We start from the raw sequence: 14,430 nt of genomic DNA on the forward strand, positions 1-14,430 counted from the left end.
TGCCGGCGTAAACGAGTGGTTAACGATTCGAAACTTGCATTCCGAGATTTTTAGATGGTTGCCAATTAGTCGCTGTGACTCCAGTTAGTCGCTGTGACTGATGTCACGGTTCAGTTGAATGACCGATGAACGCCCCGGCAACCGGGACCGGGTCTTGCGGACCATAAAAGGCGATATCGGGGCAATCCGGGCGATTACCGCCGCCGTGGATTTTTCGTCGCAGGGGCGCAGATCGAAAGAAGGTGCTAGGAGTTCCCTATTCGCGGAGAAGGATCTCGCCTTTTTTGGCCGGAGGTTCCCTTCCACCCTGCTAGGGCCTATACAGATCAACAGAAATTCTCCTGCAACTTGAATAAGATGAGGTGTACCATGGCACTCCAGATTGGCGCAGTCGCCCCGGACTTCGAAGCCCAGACCACCGAGGGCAAAATCAAATTCCACGACTGGATCGGCTCAAATTGGGCGCTGTTGTTCTCGCATCCGAAGGATTTCACGCCGGTTTGCACCACCGAACTCGGCGCTCTCGCAAAGTTGAAGGGCGAATTCGACAAGCGCGGCGTCAAGCTGATGGGGCTCAGCGTCGATCCCGTCGACAAGCATTCGAAATGGTCGGAGGACATCAAGGAGACGCAAGGCGCGGCGCCGAACTATCCGATGATCGGCGACACCGATTTCAACGTGTCAAAACTCTACGACATGCTCCCCGCCTCCACCTCGGGGGATGTCGCAACGCGGACCGCTGCCGATAACCAGACCGTGCGCAACGTCTTCATCATCGGACCGGACAAGAAGATCAAGCTGGTGCTGGTCTATCCGATGACCACTGGCCGCAATTTCCAGGAAATCTTGCGCGTGATCGATTCCCTGCAAATGACGGCCAAGCATCGGGTCGCGACACCGGCCGACTGGAAACAGGGCGAAGATGTCATCATCGCCGGCTCGGTCACCGACGACGAGGCCAAGACGATCTATCCGCAGGGCTGGAAGTCGCCGAAGCCGTACATCCGGATCGTGCCGCAGCCGAAACAGTAACGGTTCATCGCGCATTCGCGCGTCAGACAAAAATATGACGCCGGTTCTGATGCCATCAGAACCGGCGTCACGGAAAGATAGGCAATAGCCAGATTGCGATCAGGCCGCGCGAACGCGGTCCAGGAACTTCTCGACCTCGGCCTTCAGATGCAGGCTCTCGCCCGACAGCGCCTGCGCCGAGGCAAACATGCGGTTGGAAGTCTCGCCGGTCTCGCCCGCGCCCTGTGCAGCGTTGCGGATGTTGACGGCGACGTCGGCGGTCCCGCTTGCGGCGGCCCGCACGCTCTGGGCGATGTTCGCCGTCGCACCGCGCTGTTGCTCGACCGCGGCCGAAATCGAGGTCGCGATATCGCTGATGCGCTCGATGGTCTGGCCAATCGCCTTGATCGCGCTGACCGACTCTTCGGTCGCAAGCTGCATGCTGCCGATCTGACTCGAGATCTCCTCGGTGGCCTTGGCGGTCTGGCCGGCGAGGCTCTTGACCTCCTGGGCCACCACGGCAAATCCGCGGCCGGCATCGCCGGCGCGGGCGGCCTCGATGGTCGCGTTGAGCGCCAGAAGATTGGTCTGCTCGGCGATCGAGGTGATCAGCTTCACCACGTCGCCGATCCGCGCGCCCGCCTCCGACAGCTCGTTGATGCGCTGGTCGGTGGCCGCGGCCTGCTTGACGGCGTCGGCCGCGATCCCGTTCGATTCCTGGACGCGGCGGGTGATCTCGGCAATCGAGTTGGAGAGTTCATCGGAAGCAACGGCCGCAGTGCGGACATGCTCGGAGGCGGTCTCCGACGCGCCCGCCGACTGGCCCGACAGCCCGGCGGTGGTCCGCGCGGTCTCGGTGAGTTGCTTGGCCACGCGCTCAAATTCACCCGAGGAATTCAGCACCTTGTCGAGGATACCGCCGACGCTGGTCTGGAACTCGTCGACAAACCCGCGCAATTCGGCCTTGCGCTGTTCGGCGGCGGCAGAAGCGGCCGCGGTCTGTTCGTCGCGAAGCCGGCGGCGCTCGAGCGAGTTGTTCTTGAACACCGCGACCGTGCGCGCGATCTCGCCGATCTCGTCCATCCGTTCGTGATGACCGACCTCGACGTCGCTGTTGCCGTTGGCGATGGCGGTGAGCGTCGCCGTGACCGAGGTCAGCGGCTTGGTCACGCGGCGCACGATCAGCATCGTCAGCATCATCACCAGCAGCGCTGCAATTCCCGCCGCGATCGCCATGTTCTGGATGGCATGCGACAGCATGGTCTCGAACTGCGCCATCGGAATGCCGACATAGAGAACGCCGATCACCTTTCCGGTCGAATTCGCGATCGGGTAATAGGCCGTCATGAACGTCTTGCCGAACAGCGTGGCCGGCCCCTTATAGGCCTCGCCGCGACGCAGGATCGGCTGTCCCGGATGGTCGGGCGCAAGCTGGGTGCCGACGGCGCGGTCGCCATTTTCCTTCTTCACGTTGGTGGAGCGGCGGACGAACTGGTTGCTGGCCTCGTCATAGACGAACAGCGTCGCGTTGCCGCCGACATAGCCGACCGAGCGATCGACGATCGCGTGGTCCTTGAATTCGGGCATCTTCGCCGCTTCGGCCTTGGCGACCATGCCGTCTTTCAGCGTGATCTTGGCGTCGGGGTAGGTCTCGGCAAAGGACAGCGCCAGCGTTCGCAGATTGACCTCGATGTCGCGAAGCGCCCGGTCGCCGAACTCAGAGTTGAGCGACCAATAGGCCGCGCCTACCACCAGCGCGGTATTCACCGCGATCAGGAGGACGGCGGAAATGACCGCCTTGGTGCCGAGACGAAGTTTCAGCGACGGCAGGAGTTTTCCAAGTGACAGCAAGGACATGTGCAATTTTCCCCAAAATCGGGCTCAATTTGACGGTTCTTGCTTACGATCGCATTAATGGGATGCAACCCTAGGCAAAGCCTCAGGAATTTGATGAAACTGATGCGCGCATGACGAGTCCTCGACCGGCCATCGTCTGGTACCGTGAGGACCTGCGCCTTTCGGACCATCCCGCCCTGCACGCGGCCGCCAGCACACAAGCGCCGGTTGTGTGCATTTTCGTGCTCGACGAGAGGACGCCGGGCGTTCGTCCGCTCGGAGGTGCTGCCCGCTGGTGGCTGGCGCAGTCGTTGCGCGCCTTGCAGGAGAGCCTCCGGGATCGGGGCGCGTCCCTCGTATTGCGCCGAGGGTCAGCTCCACGGTCATTGCCGGCCTTGCGCGCGAGGTCGATGCCGGCGCCGTCTATTGGAACGAGATTGCACAGGCACCGCAGCAGCGGGTGGCGGATCAGGTCGCGGCGGCACTCGGTGGTGTTAGGACTCACAGATCTCCCGGCGACCTGCTGGTGGCGCCGAGCCAGATCCGGAACAAGGAGAACCGTGGCCTGCGGGTGTTCACGCCGTTCTGGCGCCGGGTGCAATCTCTCGCGGATCCGCCAAAGCCGCTGCCGGCGCCGAAGAAGCTGAACGGCATATCCGATATTGCCAGCGATGCGCTCGAAGACTGGCATCTCGAGCCCATCCGTCCCGACTGGGCCGGCGGTCTGCGCGAAAACTGGCGGCCCGGCGAAGCTGCGGCGCAGGCGCGGCTCAAGGCGTTCCTCGCCGGTGGTATCGCCGGCTATTCCGGTGACCGCGACCGCCCTGACCGCGAGGGCACTTCGCTTCTGTCGCCGCATCTGCGCTTCGGCGAGATCAGCCCGCGTCAGGTCTGGCACGCCGCAAAATTCGCCGCCGCTGAGCACCCTCGCCTGTCATCCGATATCGATAAATTCCTCACCGAACTCGGCTGGCGCGAATTCTGCCGTCATCTGCTCTACGACGTGCCGGATCTCGCAACGCGCAATCTGCAGGCATCGTTCGACGCGTTTCCCTGGAAGCACGACACCAAGGCATTGCGCGCCTGGCAGCGCGGCCTGACCGGCTACCCCATCGTCGACGCCGGCATGCGCGAACTCTGGCACACCGGCGTGATGCACAACCGGGTGCGGATGGTGGTGGCCTCGTTCCTCGTCAAGCATCTCCTGATCGACTGGCGCGAGGGCGAGCAATGGTTCTGGGATACGCTCGTCGATGCCGATGCCGGCAGCAACCCGGCCAACTGGCAGTGGGTCGCCGGTTGCGGCGCCGATGCCGCACCCTACTTCCGGGTATTCAATCCGATCCTGCAAGGCGAGAAGTTCGATCCCGACGGCGTCTATGTCAGGCGCTGGGTGCCGGAGCTGAAGCAACTGCCCGACAAAGTGATCCATCAACCCTGGACCGCGACACCGCTTGAACTGGCAAGCGCCGGCATCGAACTCGGCAAAACCTATCCGCGGCCGATCATCGATCACAAGGCTGGTCGCGAACGCGCGCTCGCGGCCTATGCGAGCATTCGCAATGCCTGAACATCCTCACGCGGCGCGCCGGTTGACCAGCAACACGGCGGCGGCGCACGCGATCATCCCTACGATGGCGATTGCATCGAGACGTTCGCCGAACAGCACATAGGCCATCAGCGCCGTCACCGCCGGCACCAGATAGAACAGGCTCGCCACCGACGTCGCGGCTGAGCGACGGATCAGCCAGTACAACAACCCGATCGATCCGATCGACAGCACAACGACCAGCCAGCTCAGCGCGAGCGTGAACTCCGTGGTCCAATGCACCACGTTGTTCTCGAACAGCCATGCCCCGATTCCAAAGAAGATCGTCACCGCGACGTATTGCACGAGATTGCCCGCGCGCCAGTCGATCGCGTTGCAATAGCGCCGCTGGTACAGCGTGCCGAGCGTGATGCTGATCAGCGACACGCCGGAAGCGAGCCAGCCCCAGCCCGCGTCGCCGCTCATCGGCCGGTTGTGCAGGATCAGCACCACGCCCGCCAAGCCGAGCAAAAGTCCGGCCCATTGAATGGCCGTGACGCGCTCGCCGAGCCAGCGGTTGGCGATGGTCGAGGTCAGGATCGGCTGCAGGCCGGGGATCAGCGCGGACAGTCCTGCGGGAATCGAATGCGCAATCGCAATCGCGGTGCCGCCGAGATAGAACCCGTGCACCAGAATGCCGGCGACGGCGCTGTGGAAGATGCCGATCCGATCCGGCCAGCGGGGCCGCGCGATCGCGACGATGCCAGCCATCAAGACCACCACCAGCGCCATCCGGATCGCAAGATAGGTCAAGGGATCGGCGTTATTGACGACGTATTTGGTGGCGATGAAGCCGGTGCTCCACAGCACGACGAAAATCGCCGGCGCCGCCCGCGCGGCAATATCTTCATGGTCACGGTTCATTTGCGAACGCGTAGTGCCCGATCACATGCAATGCGGCAAGGACTGATCGCGCGGGTCGATCGCGCGCCATGTCGTGACAACATCGCAAGATCCTGAACGCACTCAAGGCCAGGGCCTGATGCCCGACGGTACCTTGCGTTTCTCGCTCGGCACAAACCCATTGACCACTACATGAGCCACTCGACATCCGCGAAAAGGCGCGGGAAATCGATCCGAGGCTTCGTGACGTTCTAAGGAGAACTGACGGCGCGCGGCCGGCGCGGTTGCGCCCGGCTCAAAACGCTTCCGGACAGGGATCGACGATCTTCCAGAGCTCGCCACCGTTCTTGATCTTCTTCATCTCGGTGGTGAGCCCGCCATTGCGGCGGATCCAGTCTTTCACGGTATCCGGATAATAGGACATCAGATCCGACGTTCCGTCAGAGCTCGTGACCTTGATGCCGAAGGTGAAGGCCTTGTCGTAATAGGCCTGATGGAAGCCGAGGCTCGCCTTGGGCGTCACGCAAATCTTGTTCATCGGCACGATGCCGAACACCAGTGTGCAGGCCGAGTTGCAGATGCCGTCGATGATGACGCGTTCCTTGCGGTCGCGGATGCGCTTGTACTTAACCTTGTATTCCTCGACGTAGCCGCCATGGTCGCGCGTGATGTGCAGATCGGCCCGCGCAGGGGTCGCGACCAGAACCGAGAGAGACAGCAGGGCAAGGGACGTGATGCGCATGGGTCGATCGGGAACCGGATAGCCTTGTCAAAGCGGAGGGTGGCCCTTGAAGCCCCGACCACACCGCAGAACCTTGGCCGGACTGTGTTGGGATTTCGTTAAGCATCCCTTAGGGGCCAAAAATAGGCAAGCTTCCGCCAGTTTTCCGCAGCTTTTCCGGTGGTTTCGCGTAAAATGGTGCCCGGACCGGCCAAAAACGTCTAGTTTTCAGTGGGATCCCCGGAGAATCAAATGCCCAAAGCCAAGTTCTTGATCGCCGCCGCCCTGTTTGCTGCCGCGGCCCTGGCGCCCAGCCTGGCGGACGCCCGCCATAACCGGCATCACCGCCATCACCATCACTGGCTGCCCTACCCGATCAGCTACATGCACAATTACGGGCCCGGCTCCCAGCCCGGCACTTTTGCCTATTATGACGGGCCCTCGACCAACTACTGCCGCCAGGGCTCGGCCGCCTACATCGGCCAGGGCGGCCGGCACCCCTGTTACTAAACGTTCCGCTGCTGGCCCTGCCCGGACAAGTCTGATAATCGGGCGGGCTACAGGCACTCGTAGCTCAGCTGGATAGAGCATCGGATTTCGATTCCGAGGGTCGGGAGTTCGAATCTCTCCGAGTGCGCCATTTCCGCGCATGACCGAACCGGCAAACCAAGCATTCGAGAGCGATTGACATGAGAAAGATGATCCTGGCGCTGGCGATCATGTATCCGGCCGCAGCGTTTGCTCAGGGAACGGCTACGCCCGCCCCAACCAACCCGGCCCCTCCTCCGACCGTTGGCGGCAAACCGCTGGTGCAGGTCGGGTCGAAAAAGCCTTCTGGCGAGAAGAAGTCGGCCAAGGCGGCGCCCGCCAAGCCCCTGTCTCCCGCCCAGAAACTGCAGGCGTGTCAGGACATCGACGACGGAACCAAGGAACGCCTGACCTGCTATGACGGCGTCTATGCGCCGCAGCCGAAACCGAAGCCGGCGGCCGCCAAGACTGTCAGTGAATGCCGGTTCGTGAAGGAAGAAGACGAGCGGCTGACCTGCTTCAACAAATTTGTCGACAAGCTTCCGCAGTTGCCCCGGTAACCGTCAAACCGGTTGTCCTCAGGGCGGCCGATCTCACAAGCGGATAGATGCTTACCAGGTGTTACTCCCGAAGAAGCCAAAGCCAAAGTGCTGCTGCTGGGCAAAGCGCATCGTCGGCTGCTGAACCGGGCGAACCTTGGCGATCTTGCGCTTGCGCGGAGCCTGCGGCTCAACCTTCTTGGCTTCAGCCGGTACGAACTGGGCAAAAGTGTCACGCACCCGAGCCTGGGCGTTGAGGTCGGCAATCGGCGCCGGAGCCGCCGCCACCTGGGTGGTCACAGCCGGCGGAACAATGGTGGGAAGGCTCATGTCGTAAACCACGCGTTCCGGCGGTTTCTGGTCGGAACGGATCCGCACGACGGTCTTGTCGATCGAGCCTGTCGAATTGCTGGCCACGGCGACCTGTTGCGGGGCAAAGGCATCGAGCGCGAACAACAGCGCGAGCAAAGCCGCGCCGACAAACAGGAAATAGCGCGCTACGGGCATTGACGTCGCTCCCCCCGCGCCGTTCGCGCGGTACATTCGGCTAACTGGAGATATGATGATTAGTTCCTGGGGCATCCCCCAGGTTCAACGGCGGCGATCACATTTTCGGGTTCGCAGCGCTGGGTCGCAGGGCTAAGTTCGGCTTGCCGTTACCAGCGAACATTTCGCCTTGTTTGCGTTAACGTTGACGAAGCCGACCAGCACGCCCGAATAGACCTTCCGGCTCCTGGTGTTCACGGTGTCGGGGATCACTCGCCGGCGGTCGGTCAAATGGCTGCCGTCGCGGCGGGTAAAGGCGCAGGCAATCTCGATATCCTTCACCGGATACTCATTGGCGTTGCGCAGCGTGAAGGTCACGAGCGCCTTCGAGCCCAGCCCACCCCTTCGCCACGATTGCGAGGAAATCCGCAAACCCTCGATCGGCGACCTCGCTTCCGGCGCGAGCGACAACGGTGCGGTCACCGCGGCGGGCGTCGAGGCTTGGTCCGGATTCGCCAAAGTGGTCTTAGCCGCCGCATCTTCAAGCAGCGATACATTCTGCGCGTAGATGACCGAGGAAGGTTCTGCTGCGGCGTCGCCCTCGGCGTCGCTTGGTCCGGGAAGCATCATCCATATCGTGCATCCCGCGATGGCGATGGCCGGCAACGCGAGCAGTCGCGCTTGCGGGGCTCCGAACGACCGTCCAGCGATCATCATGGCCATGCCCTCACCCGGCGGCGATATCACCGCACCCGCGCATGAAAAAGGCCCTACGGGCGTTACGCCGTACGGCCTCTCACACGACTGCCGCTGTACGGTTCCGCCGCTAGCTCAATAATCACGCACGGTCAGAATGGTTGCACGCGAGCTCGACAATTTTGCGGCCGCCGAGGCGCACCGCAGGGGATGGAATTGCGGACCACCGGCCGCTAGATTGGCGGCGCGGCAACAATCACCGCGACGGGCACGAGGCTTGGGGAGACGAATATGCCGACAGTAACTTGGGACCATGTCCACCTGCGCAGTCCCGATCCGGAAGCGACCGCGGCCTGGCTTGCCGATATTCTGGGCGGCGAGATCGTCCGCGGCCCAGGCCGAATCGACGTCAAGCTCGGTGGCGCCAATGTGTTCATCGCCCCTGTTGCGGCCGGTGACGGCGTCAACACGCCGCCGGTGACGCCCTATCAGGGCCTCGATCATTTCGGACTGACGGTAAAGGACATCGACGCCGTCGCCGCCGAGATCAAGGCCAAAGGCGTCGAGTTCACCAAGCCACCGACAACGATCCGGCCCGGCGTACGCATCTGCTTCATCCGCGGACCGCAGGGCATTTCCATCGAGCTCCTGGAGCGCGACCAGAAATACGCGTGATCCACCGCGCTGCGCGCGCATACAAACGGCCTAGCACGTTGACGCTGCGGGTGCCGCTTTGGCATAAAAGCTGACCGGGTTCCGTGGGCGCGGAGGCCGATTGGGACGTCATGAAGAACGGTCTGTATTCGATCCACGTCAGCCTGCTGGACGGGCGGTCCGGCAAGGGCAGCGGTGTGATTCTGTTCCGGGATGGCCAAATCCTCGGCGGCGATGCCTATCTGTTTTACACCGGCAGCTACACCGTGAAGGGTGATACCTTCAAGGGCGAGGTGCTAGTGCAGCGTCACACATCGAGCCCCGATGCCAATCCGCTGTTCGGCGGGCCGGCCCCCGTCGGCATCGGCGTATCCGGCACGTTCACCGATACGCGGGGAACCATGAACGGGACGGCGCTGGTCGGCAAAGCCAGCCAGATTTTCGGCGCCACGCTGCGCAAGCTGGCCGATACGAACTAGCGCGCCGGTCTACTCTGCCGCCATTTCAAGCGGCGCGATGCGCGGCAGGATCATCTGGATCCGCGTGCCGCCGCCCGGCTCCGAATCAAGGTCGAGCCGCCCGCCTAACCGGTTGGTCACGATGCTGTAGACGATGTGCAGGCCAAGCCCGGTGCCGCCCTGGTCGCGCCGTGTCGTGAAGAACGGATCGAACGCGCGGCGACGAACGTCGAGGGTCATGCCGCATCCATTGTCGGAAAACAGAACCTCGACATTGTCCTTGCCGGACTCGCGCACCTGGATATCGACCGTGCCCGGCTTGCCGTCCGGGAACGCGTGGGCCACCGAATTGAGAAACAGGTTGGTCAGCACCTGTCCGTAGGGCCCGGGATAGCTGTTCATCGTCAGGTTGGGCTGGCAATCGACATTGAGCGTCAGATTGTGTTTGCGAAGGCCCGGCCGCAAGCTCATCACCACCTGCTCGGTGAGATCGCCAAGGTCGAAGCTGCGCTGGTCGGAATAGTTGCGGTCGGCGGCGACCTGCTTGAACGACTGGATCAGTTCGGCGGCGCGATTGAGATTGGCGACGAGCTGCGATGACGCGTCGCGACTGGTTTCGAGAAAATCGGTCAAACTGGACCGCCGCAGTTCGCCACGCGCCACTTCGGCGGTGAAATTCGCCGCCTTGCGCTCCAGCGCGGAGGCGACCGTGAGACTGATGCCGACGGGATTGTTGACCTCGTGCGCGACGCCCGCCACCAGCCGCCCGAGGGCTGCGAGCTTTTCGGCTTCAATCAGCGAATTCTGCGTTTCCCGCAAATTTCGCAGCGCTCCTTCCGCGGCGTCCTTGGCCTTGCGCATCTCGAGTTCGACGCGCTTGCGCTCGCCGATGTCGAGCGCGACCGTGACGATGTTCTCGATCTCGCCCGAGGCGTCCAGTAGCGGCAGCTTGTTGACCAGCCATTGCCGCATATTGCCGGTAGAATCCTTGTACTCTTCCTCATAGAAGCCGAGTTCGCTGCCGCCGGCCAGCACCCGCTTGTCCGGCTCATCGGTCTTCGCCGCGCCATAGCGCGACATCAGGTCGGCCGTGGTGCGACCGATGGCTTCCCCGGGTTCGATGCCAAAAATACCGGCCATGTAGCGGTTCATCAGGAGATAGCGGAGCTGCCTGTCCTTGACGTTGATCACCGCGGGCACGGTATCGATCACCTGCTGCAGCAAACGGCGACCTTCGGCGATCGCATCCTCGGCCCGTTTCTGGTCGGTGATGTCGCGGACCGTTCCCTCGTAACGGATCAGTTCGCCATCCTCGTTGCGCACGGCGCTGGCGCTGTCAGAGAGCCAGAGCACCGTCCCGTCGCGCGCGCGAACCTGGTATTCGTACTCGCGTACCATGCCGTCGCGCTCCATCAGCCGCTCATATTCCACGCGCGCCTGCGGATCGACATAGACGGATTCGGAGACGTCGCCGAGACCGTTGATCAGATCCTGCGGCGTGGCGTAACCCATCATCCGCGCCAGCGCCGGGTTGGCATTCAGCAGCGCGCCTCCGGGCGTGGTGACGTAGATTCCGTCCACCGACGCCTCGAACAGTTTTCGATAGCTTTCCTCGGCGAGACGCTGTTCGGCCAGCGCACGTACCGCCGCCTCGCGCGCCGCATCGGCATCGACCAGCGTCTGGCGGAACACTTCGGCGGCTCGCGCGATGTCGCCGATTTCGTTGTCGACATCGGTCTGCGGGATCGAGGTGTTCTTTTCGCCGCCGGCCACCTTGCGGATCGAGGTCGCGATGGTTGCGAGCGGGCGCACGGTGCGCCTGACCACCAGCAGCGAGGCGAACAGCCCGATCAGGACGCCGGCGGTGCCGAGCACGATGCTCTGCCATTTGGCCTCCGTCAGCGTCCGGGCGAAATCGCGGGACAGTACATGGCCGCGACGCGCGCTGACCTCACGCAACAATTCGGTGACGCGCTGGATCAGGCGGCCCTCCGCGCCCAGCACTTCCTTGTCGATGTCGGAAATCTGCCGCTCGCGGGTCGAAATGTTGATAATCGCCAGGGCATAATCATCGACGGCCGCGCGAAGCTTTGGCTCCGCCATCGTCATCGAGCGCATGCTTTGCGCCGCCAGTTCAGCCGCGGAGGGATTTCGCGCCAGCAAAGCCGAGGCAATCTGGCTTTGGGTCTGAAACAGCGCCGACGCCATCAGTGGATCGGGGGTGTCGGCGATCGCGGCATCGAATTTCTCGCGCAGCGGCGGTAGCCCGACGATCAGCTCCGCGCGGCGGTTGATCAGCGCGGAAATACGCTCGATGCCGCTGCGGTAGGTCGACAGGCGCTCGGTGACGCCATCGATCATGTCCTGCTGTTCGGGAGCAAGCTCCAGCCGGGTTTTCTTCAGGACCTCGCTGAGCGAGGTCGCCGCCTCGCCGACCTGGACCGATTGGGTGCCGGGGTCGGTGACGAAATCCCTTGCCGCCAGCCGCAGCTCGTTCATGCGCCGGTCGATATCCTGGGCGAGGTCGCCGACGCTTTCCAGCCGCTGCAGCTCGGCGAAGGTCGCATCGATGTGGCGGATGGCGATGACGCTGGCGGTGGAGGTGATGATGATCACCGCCAGCACCAGCATGAAACTGCCGAATGTCAGCTGGCCGATCGACAACGAAAACGATCGCGTCATTGGCGAATTCGGCGGCAATTCAGAGGTCATGTTATCGAGGCCAGGCTCCTATCGGCGGCAATATACGACGTTATTCGGGTCGTGGGGAACATGCTGAAATAGCTCGCGAAGCCGGCCAGACCGGCCTGGCGGTGCACCGGTCCACCCCCCTTGGTCACGCTGGCGTCACACTGCCGGTCCCGGCTGCCCCAATCCGGGATTTTGGGCGCTGCGGGGCTTTGCCGTGCGGCAAAATGGCCAGGTCTTCCCTCGGGCATCACGCCCCACCGCGCCTTGCCTAGCCCTCCACAGGCTGCAAGGTTTTCAGCAGGTCGGACGGCATCATGCCGAACATGTCGCGAAAGGCGCTGCTGAAATGCGCCGAACTGGCAAAGCCGGCGGCGTGGGCGGCTTCAGTCAGGGACGAGCCCTCACCGCAGGCACGCACCGCCGCGCCCATCCGGTTCCAGATCCGGTAACGCCGCAAGGGCACACCGGTCTCCGCCTTGAACAGATGCAGGAACCGCGACGCCGACAGCCCCGCCTGCTCCGCCAGTTCAGTGAGCCGGTGGGCTTTATGCGGCTCATCCCGCATCAGCCGCAGCGCCACCGATATCCGCGCATTGGCTTTGGTGCGCGTGCCGACACCGAGCAATTCGCCGAGCGACGAACGTCCGTCGCGCGTCGGGATGCGATCTTCGGCAAGGCCGGTCATGATCTCGATCACCGCGGCCTCTTCCCGCAGATCGAACGCCGCACGCGGGCGCGTATCCGTCATTCGCGCCAGCAAGGCCTTGAGGTCGCGCCCCAGCGGATCGACATAGAGGAACGCCATGCGCCCGCGCGCGATCCGCAGATGATGCAGGCTGTTGGGCAATATCAACACGCTACGCGTGGAACGATAGTCGGTCGCGGGGTCCGTCGGATCGTCGGCCACTTCCAGCGCCGCATCGAGGCCCACGGCAAGCACGGCGGTCGCATTGCGGTGCGGCGTCAATCCGAAGGCCGGGCCGAAATAGAGCACGCGGGCGCCCCACCCCAACAATTTCGCCCCGCCGATTGCGCGCATAGCCAGTTTCTGAAAGCCCGGATCGTTCAGGCGGAGCTAGGGTGCCGGGATGACAACAGGACCCGGTACGATGACAGATAAGCCTGATGATACCGACAGCCAAGCCGCGATTGAGCGCACCCGGCAGGCCGTGACGCGCTACGCAAGCGCCTGGCTTGCCGGCGACCGCGCCGCGCTCGCCGCCTGCTACCACGACGACTTCACGCTGCACTATTTCGGCCGCAACCCGCTCGCTGGCGACCACCGGGGCAAGATGGCGGCGCTTTCGATCCTGGCCGAGGTCACCCGCCGCACCAGCCGGAAACTGCTCGGCATCGTCGACATCATGGCCGGCCCCGAGCGTGGCGCGCTGCTGGTGCGCGAGCGCTTCGAGCGCGATGGCAAGGCGGCGGAGTTCGAGCGGCTGCTGGTCTATGCCGTGCGGGACGGGTTGCTCGGGGAATGCTGGGTTTGGGATCAGGATCAGGCGGTGATCGACACGTATCTCGCGTGAGGCGTCTGTCTATGACGGCTAACCGACCGAGCCGACCTCGAACACGTCGCCGTCATAGCCGGCCTCCAGCGGGATACGCAGCTGACGGCCGCCATTGTTCCTGGTCATGATCGGCGTCACCGTGACGACGGACTTGCCTCTGGAATCCTCGAGCGCGGCCTGCACGCTGTCCTGTTTGCCGAGCTTGATCAGATTGCGCGTGGTGGGGAACGGCAGCTTGAAGCGGCCGGTTTCGCCGCCCTCCAGTGCCTCGCGCGGCGACACCCAGATTGAATCGGTGGATTCCTTGCCGTCATGGGCGCCGACCTGTTCGGGCGGCGCGGCGGCGAGGAAGAACCAGGTGTCAAAACGTTTCGGCATGCCTTCCGGCGTAATCCAGTGCGCATAGGGCACGAGTTCATCGAGCGCCAGCACCATGCCGTTGTCGGTCAGCACCTGGAGGAAGCTGATCTTGCTGTCGCACAGGTCGGCACGATGTGCGGTCTCGATCTCGCTGGCCCTTTTGGCGTCGACGAGCGTCTTCGAGCCCTTGGGGCGCGCCAGCAGGATGCCGCTCTCTTCAAAGGTCTCGCGGATCGCCGCGATGCGGAAGCTGAGCGTGGCCTCATCGAGCCCCTCGCCGCCTGAATACAGTTCGGGCGCCGCGATGATCTCCTGGTCGCCCTTGTCGACGCTGCCGCCGGGAAACACCAGCGCGCCGGAATTGAAGTCGATCTCATAATGGCGAACCATCATGAAGACCTCGATTTCGGCGCGGCTCATGCCGTCGCCCCTTCGCTCCGTGGCGTCGCGCAGCAACAGGATGGTGGACGCAGGGCGCGGTGCTTTGGCGGGTTCGGTCATCGGA

General features: G+C 63.4%; 14 protein-coding genes, 1 tRNA gene and 1 pseudogene. 8 read left to right on the forward strand and 8 right to left on the reverse strand.

Features of this window, described 5'->3' with window-relative positions:
• Positions 1–369: 369 nt before the first annotated feature.
• Positions 370–1,032 carry a peroxiredoxin gene (locus tag JQ574_RS16590; protein WP_212034861.1) on the forward strand — a complete coding sequence of 221 codons (663 nt, stop codon included), beginning with the start codon at positions 370–372 and terminating at the stop codon, positions 1,030–1,032.
• Between the two features lie 99 nt (positions 1,033–1,131).
• On the opposite strand, the gene JQ574_RS16595 is transcribed toward JQ574_RS16590, so the two are convergent.
• A complete protein-coding gene (locus tag JQ574_RS16595) occupies positions 1,132–2,868 on the reverse strand; it encodes a methyl-accepting chemotaxis protein (protein WP_212208940.1) in 1,737 nt (578 codons plus the stop codon).
• Between the two features lie 110 nt (positions 2,869–2,978).
• On the opposite strand from JQ574_RS16595, the pseudogene JQ574_RS16600 reads away from it, so the two are divergent.
• Positions 2,979–4,417 (forward strand): annotated as a pseudogene (locus tag JQ574_RS16600) (cryptochrome/photolyase family protein).
• A gap of 6 nt (positions 4,418–4,423) precedes the next feature.
• Here the strand turns inward: JQ574_RS16600 and JQ574_RS16605 are convergent.
• Positions 4,424–5,299, reverse strand: a complete 876-nt coding sequence (locus JQ574_RS16605; RefSeq protein ID WP_212208939.1) for a DMT family transporter — start codon at positions 5,297–5,299, stop codon at positions 4,424–4,426.
• 274 nt (positions 5,300–5,573) lie between these two features.
• On the reverse strand, positions 5,574–6,020 hold the full coding sequence (locus JQ574_RS16610) for a hypothetical protein (RefSeq protein ID WP_192733794.1): 447 nt from the start codon (positions 6,018–6,020) through the stop codon (positions 5,574–5,576).
• Positions 6,021–6,251: 231 nt separating this feature from the next.
• On the opposite strand from JQ574_RS16610, the gene JQ574_RS16615 reads away from it, so the two are divergent.
• The 3 genes from JQ574_RS16615 (at position 6,252) to JQ574_RS16625 (ending at position 7,087) form a co-directional block, all read left to right on the forward strand.
• Positions 6,252–6,509: a hypothetical protein gene (locus JQ574_RS16615; RefSeq protein WP_212208938.1), complete on the forward strand. Its 258-nt coding sequence runs from the start codon at positions 6,252–6,254 to the stop codon at positions 6,507–6,509.
• 53 nt (positions 6,510–6,562) lie between these two features.
• Positions 6,563–6,639 (forward strand) — tRNA-Arg (locus JQ574_RS16620).
• A gap of 58 nt (positions 6,640–6,697) precedes the next feature.
• Positions 6,698–7,087 carry a hypothetical protein gene (locus JQ574_RS16625; RefSeq protein WP_409363399.1) on the forward strand — a complete coding sequence of 130 codons (390 nt, stop codon included), beginning with the start codon at positions 6,698–6,700 and terminating at the stop codon, positions 7,085–7,087.
• A 51-nt stretch (positions 7,088–7,138) separates the two neighbouring features.
• On the opposite strand, the gene JQ574_RS16630 is transcribed toward JQ574_RS16625, so the two are convergent.
• Together JQ574_RS16630 and JQ574_RS16635 are read right to left on the reverse strand one after the other, a co-directional pair.
• The gene (locus JQ574_RS16630; RefSeq protein ID WP_249119393.1) at positions 7,139–7,609 is read right to left on the reverse strand and encodes a hypothetical protein; all 471 of its coding nucleotides are present in this window, start codon (positions 7,607–7,609) and stop codon (positions 7,139–7,141) included.
• 96 nt (positions 7,610–7,705) lie between these two features.
• Positions 7,706–8,275 (reverse strand): hypothetical protein, encoded by a 570-nt coding sequence (locus JQ574_RS16635; protein WP_212208936.1) that lies wholly within the window; start codon positions 8,273–8,275, stop codon positions 7,706–7,708.
• A 264-nt stretch (positions 8,276–8,539) separates the two neighbouring features.
• On the opposite strand from JQ574_RS16635, the gene JQ574_RS16640 reads away from it, so the two are divergent.
• Entirely contained in the window at positions 8,540–8,923 is a 384-nt protein-coding gene (locus tag JQ574_RS16640; protein WP_192733798.1) for a VOC family protein, read from the forward strand.
• 110 nt (positions 8,924–9,033) lie between these two features.
• On the forward strand, positions 9,034–9,381 hold the full coding sequence (locus JQ574_RS16645) for a GrlR family regulatory protein (protein WP_192733799.1): 348 nt from the start codon (positions 9,034–9,036) through the stop codon (positions 9,379–9,381).
• Between the two features lie 9 nt (positions 9,382–9,390).
• On the opposite strand, the gene JQ574_RS16650 is transcribed toward JQ574_RS16645, so the two are convergent.
• Positions 9,391–12,072 carry a PAS domain S-box protein gene (locus JQ574_RS16650; RefSeq protein WP_212208935.1) on the reverse strand — a complete coding sequence of 894 codons (2,682 nt, stop codon included), beginning with the start codon at positions 12,070–12,072 and terminating at the stop codon, positions 9,391–9,393.
• 247 nt (positions 12,073–12,319) lie between these two features.
• Positions 12,320–13,090, reverse strand: a complete 771-nt coding sequence (locus JQ574_RS16655) for an AraC family transcriptional regulator (protein WP_212208934.1) — start codon at positions 13,088–13,090, stop codon at positions 12,320–12,322.
• 70 nt (positions 13,091–13,160) lie between these two features.
• Between JQ574_RS16655 and JQ574_RS16660 the strand changes: the two genes are divergently transcribed.
• Entirely contained in the window at positions 13,161–13,583 is a 423-nt protein-coding gene (locus JQ574_RS16660; RefSeq protein ID WP_212208933.1) for a nuclear transport factor 2 family protein, read from the forward strand.
• 18 nt (positions 13,584–13,601) lie between these two features.
• Here JQ574_RS16660 and JQ574_RS16665 read toward each other — a convergent pair whose 3' ends face one another.
• Positions 13,602–14,426: an NUDIX hydrolase gene (locus JQ574_RS16665; RefSeq protein WP_212208932.1), complete on the reverse strand. Its 825-nt coding sequence runs from the start codon at positions 14,424–14,426 to the stop codon at positions 13,602–13,604.
• Positions 14,427–14,430: the final 4 nt, after the last annotated feature.

The sequence above is a fragment of the Bradyrhizobium sp. AUGA SZCCT0158 genome, assembly GCF_018130065.1.
In the GTDB taxonomy this organism is placed as follows: Bacteria; Pseudomonadota; Alphaproteobacteria; order Rhizobiales; family Xanthobacteraceae; genus Bradyrhizobium.

Bases quoted from the DNA above. Each gene is read 5' to 3' on its own strand.
- JQ574_RS16590 (WP_212034861.1), top strand. From the start codon at position 370: ATGGCACTCCAGATTGGCGCAGTCGCCCCGGACTTCGAAGCCCAGACC.
- JQ574_RS16595 (WP_212208940.1), bottom strand. From the start codon at position 2,868: ATGTCCTTGCTGTCACTTGGAAAACTCCTGCCGTCGCTGAAACTTCGT.
- JQ574_RS16605 (WP_212208939.1), bottom strand. From the start codon at position 5,299: ATGAACCGTGACCATGAAGATATTGCCGCGCGGGCGGCGCCGGCGATT.
- JQ574_RS16610 (WP_192733794.1), bottom strand. From the start codon at position 6,020: ATGCGCATCACGTCCCTTGCCCTGCTGTCTCTCTCGGTTCTGGTCGCG.
- JQ574_RS16615 (WP_212208938.1), top strand. From the start codon at position 6,252: ATGCCCAAAGCCAAGTTCTTGATCGCCGCCGCCCTGTTTGCTGCCGCG.
- JQ574_RS16625 (WP_409363399.1), top strand. From the start codon at position 6,698: ATGATCCTGGCGCTGGCGATCATGTATCCGGCCGCAGCGTTTGCTCAG.
- JQ574_RS16630 (WP_249119393.1), bottom strand. From the start codon at position 7,609: ATGTACCGCGCGAACGGCGCGGGGGGAGCGACGTCAATGCCCGTAGCG.
- JQ574_RS16635 (WP_212208936.1), bottom strand. From the start codon at position 8,275: ATGGCCATGATGATCGCTGGACGGTCGTTCGGAGCCCCGCAAGCGCGA.
- JQ574_RS16640 (WP_192733798.1), top strand. From the start codon at position 8,540: ATGCCGACAGTAACTTGGGACCATGTCCACCTGCGCAGTCCCGATCCG.
- JQ574_RS16645 (WP_192733799.1), top strand. From the start codon at position 9,034: ATGAAGAACGGTCTGTATTCGATCCACGTCAGCCTGCTGGACGGGCGG.
- JQ574_RS16650 (WP_212208935.1), bottom strand. From the start codon at position 12,072: ATGACCTCTGAATTGCCGCCGAATTCGCCAATGACGCGATCGTTTTCG.
- JQ574_RS16655 (WP_212208934.1), bottom strand. From the start codon at position 13,090: ATGCGCGCAATCGGCGGGGCGAAATTGTTGGGGTGGGGCGCCCGCGTG.
- JQ574_RS16660 (WP_212208933.1), top strand. From the start codon at position 13,161: ATGACAGATAAGCCTGATGATACCGACAGCCAAGCCGCGATTGAGCGC.
- JQ574_RS16665 (WP_212208932.1), bottom strand. From the start codon at position 14,426: ATGACCGAACCCGCCAAAGCACCGCGCCCTGCGTCCACCATCCTGTTG.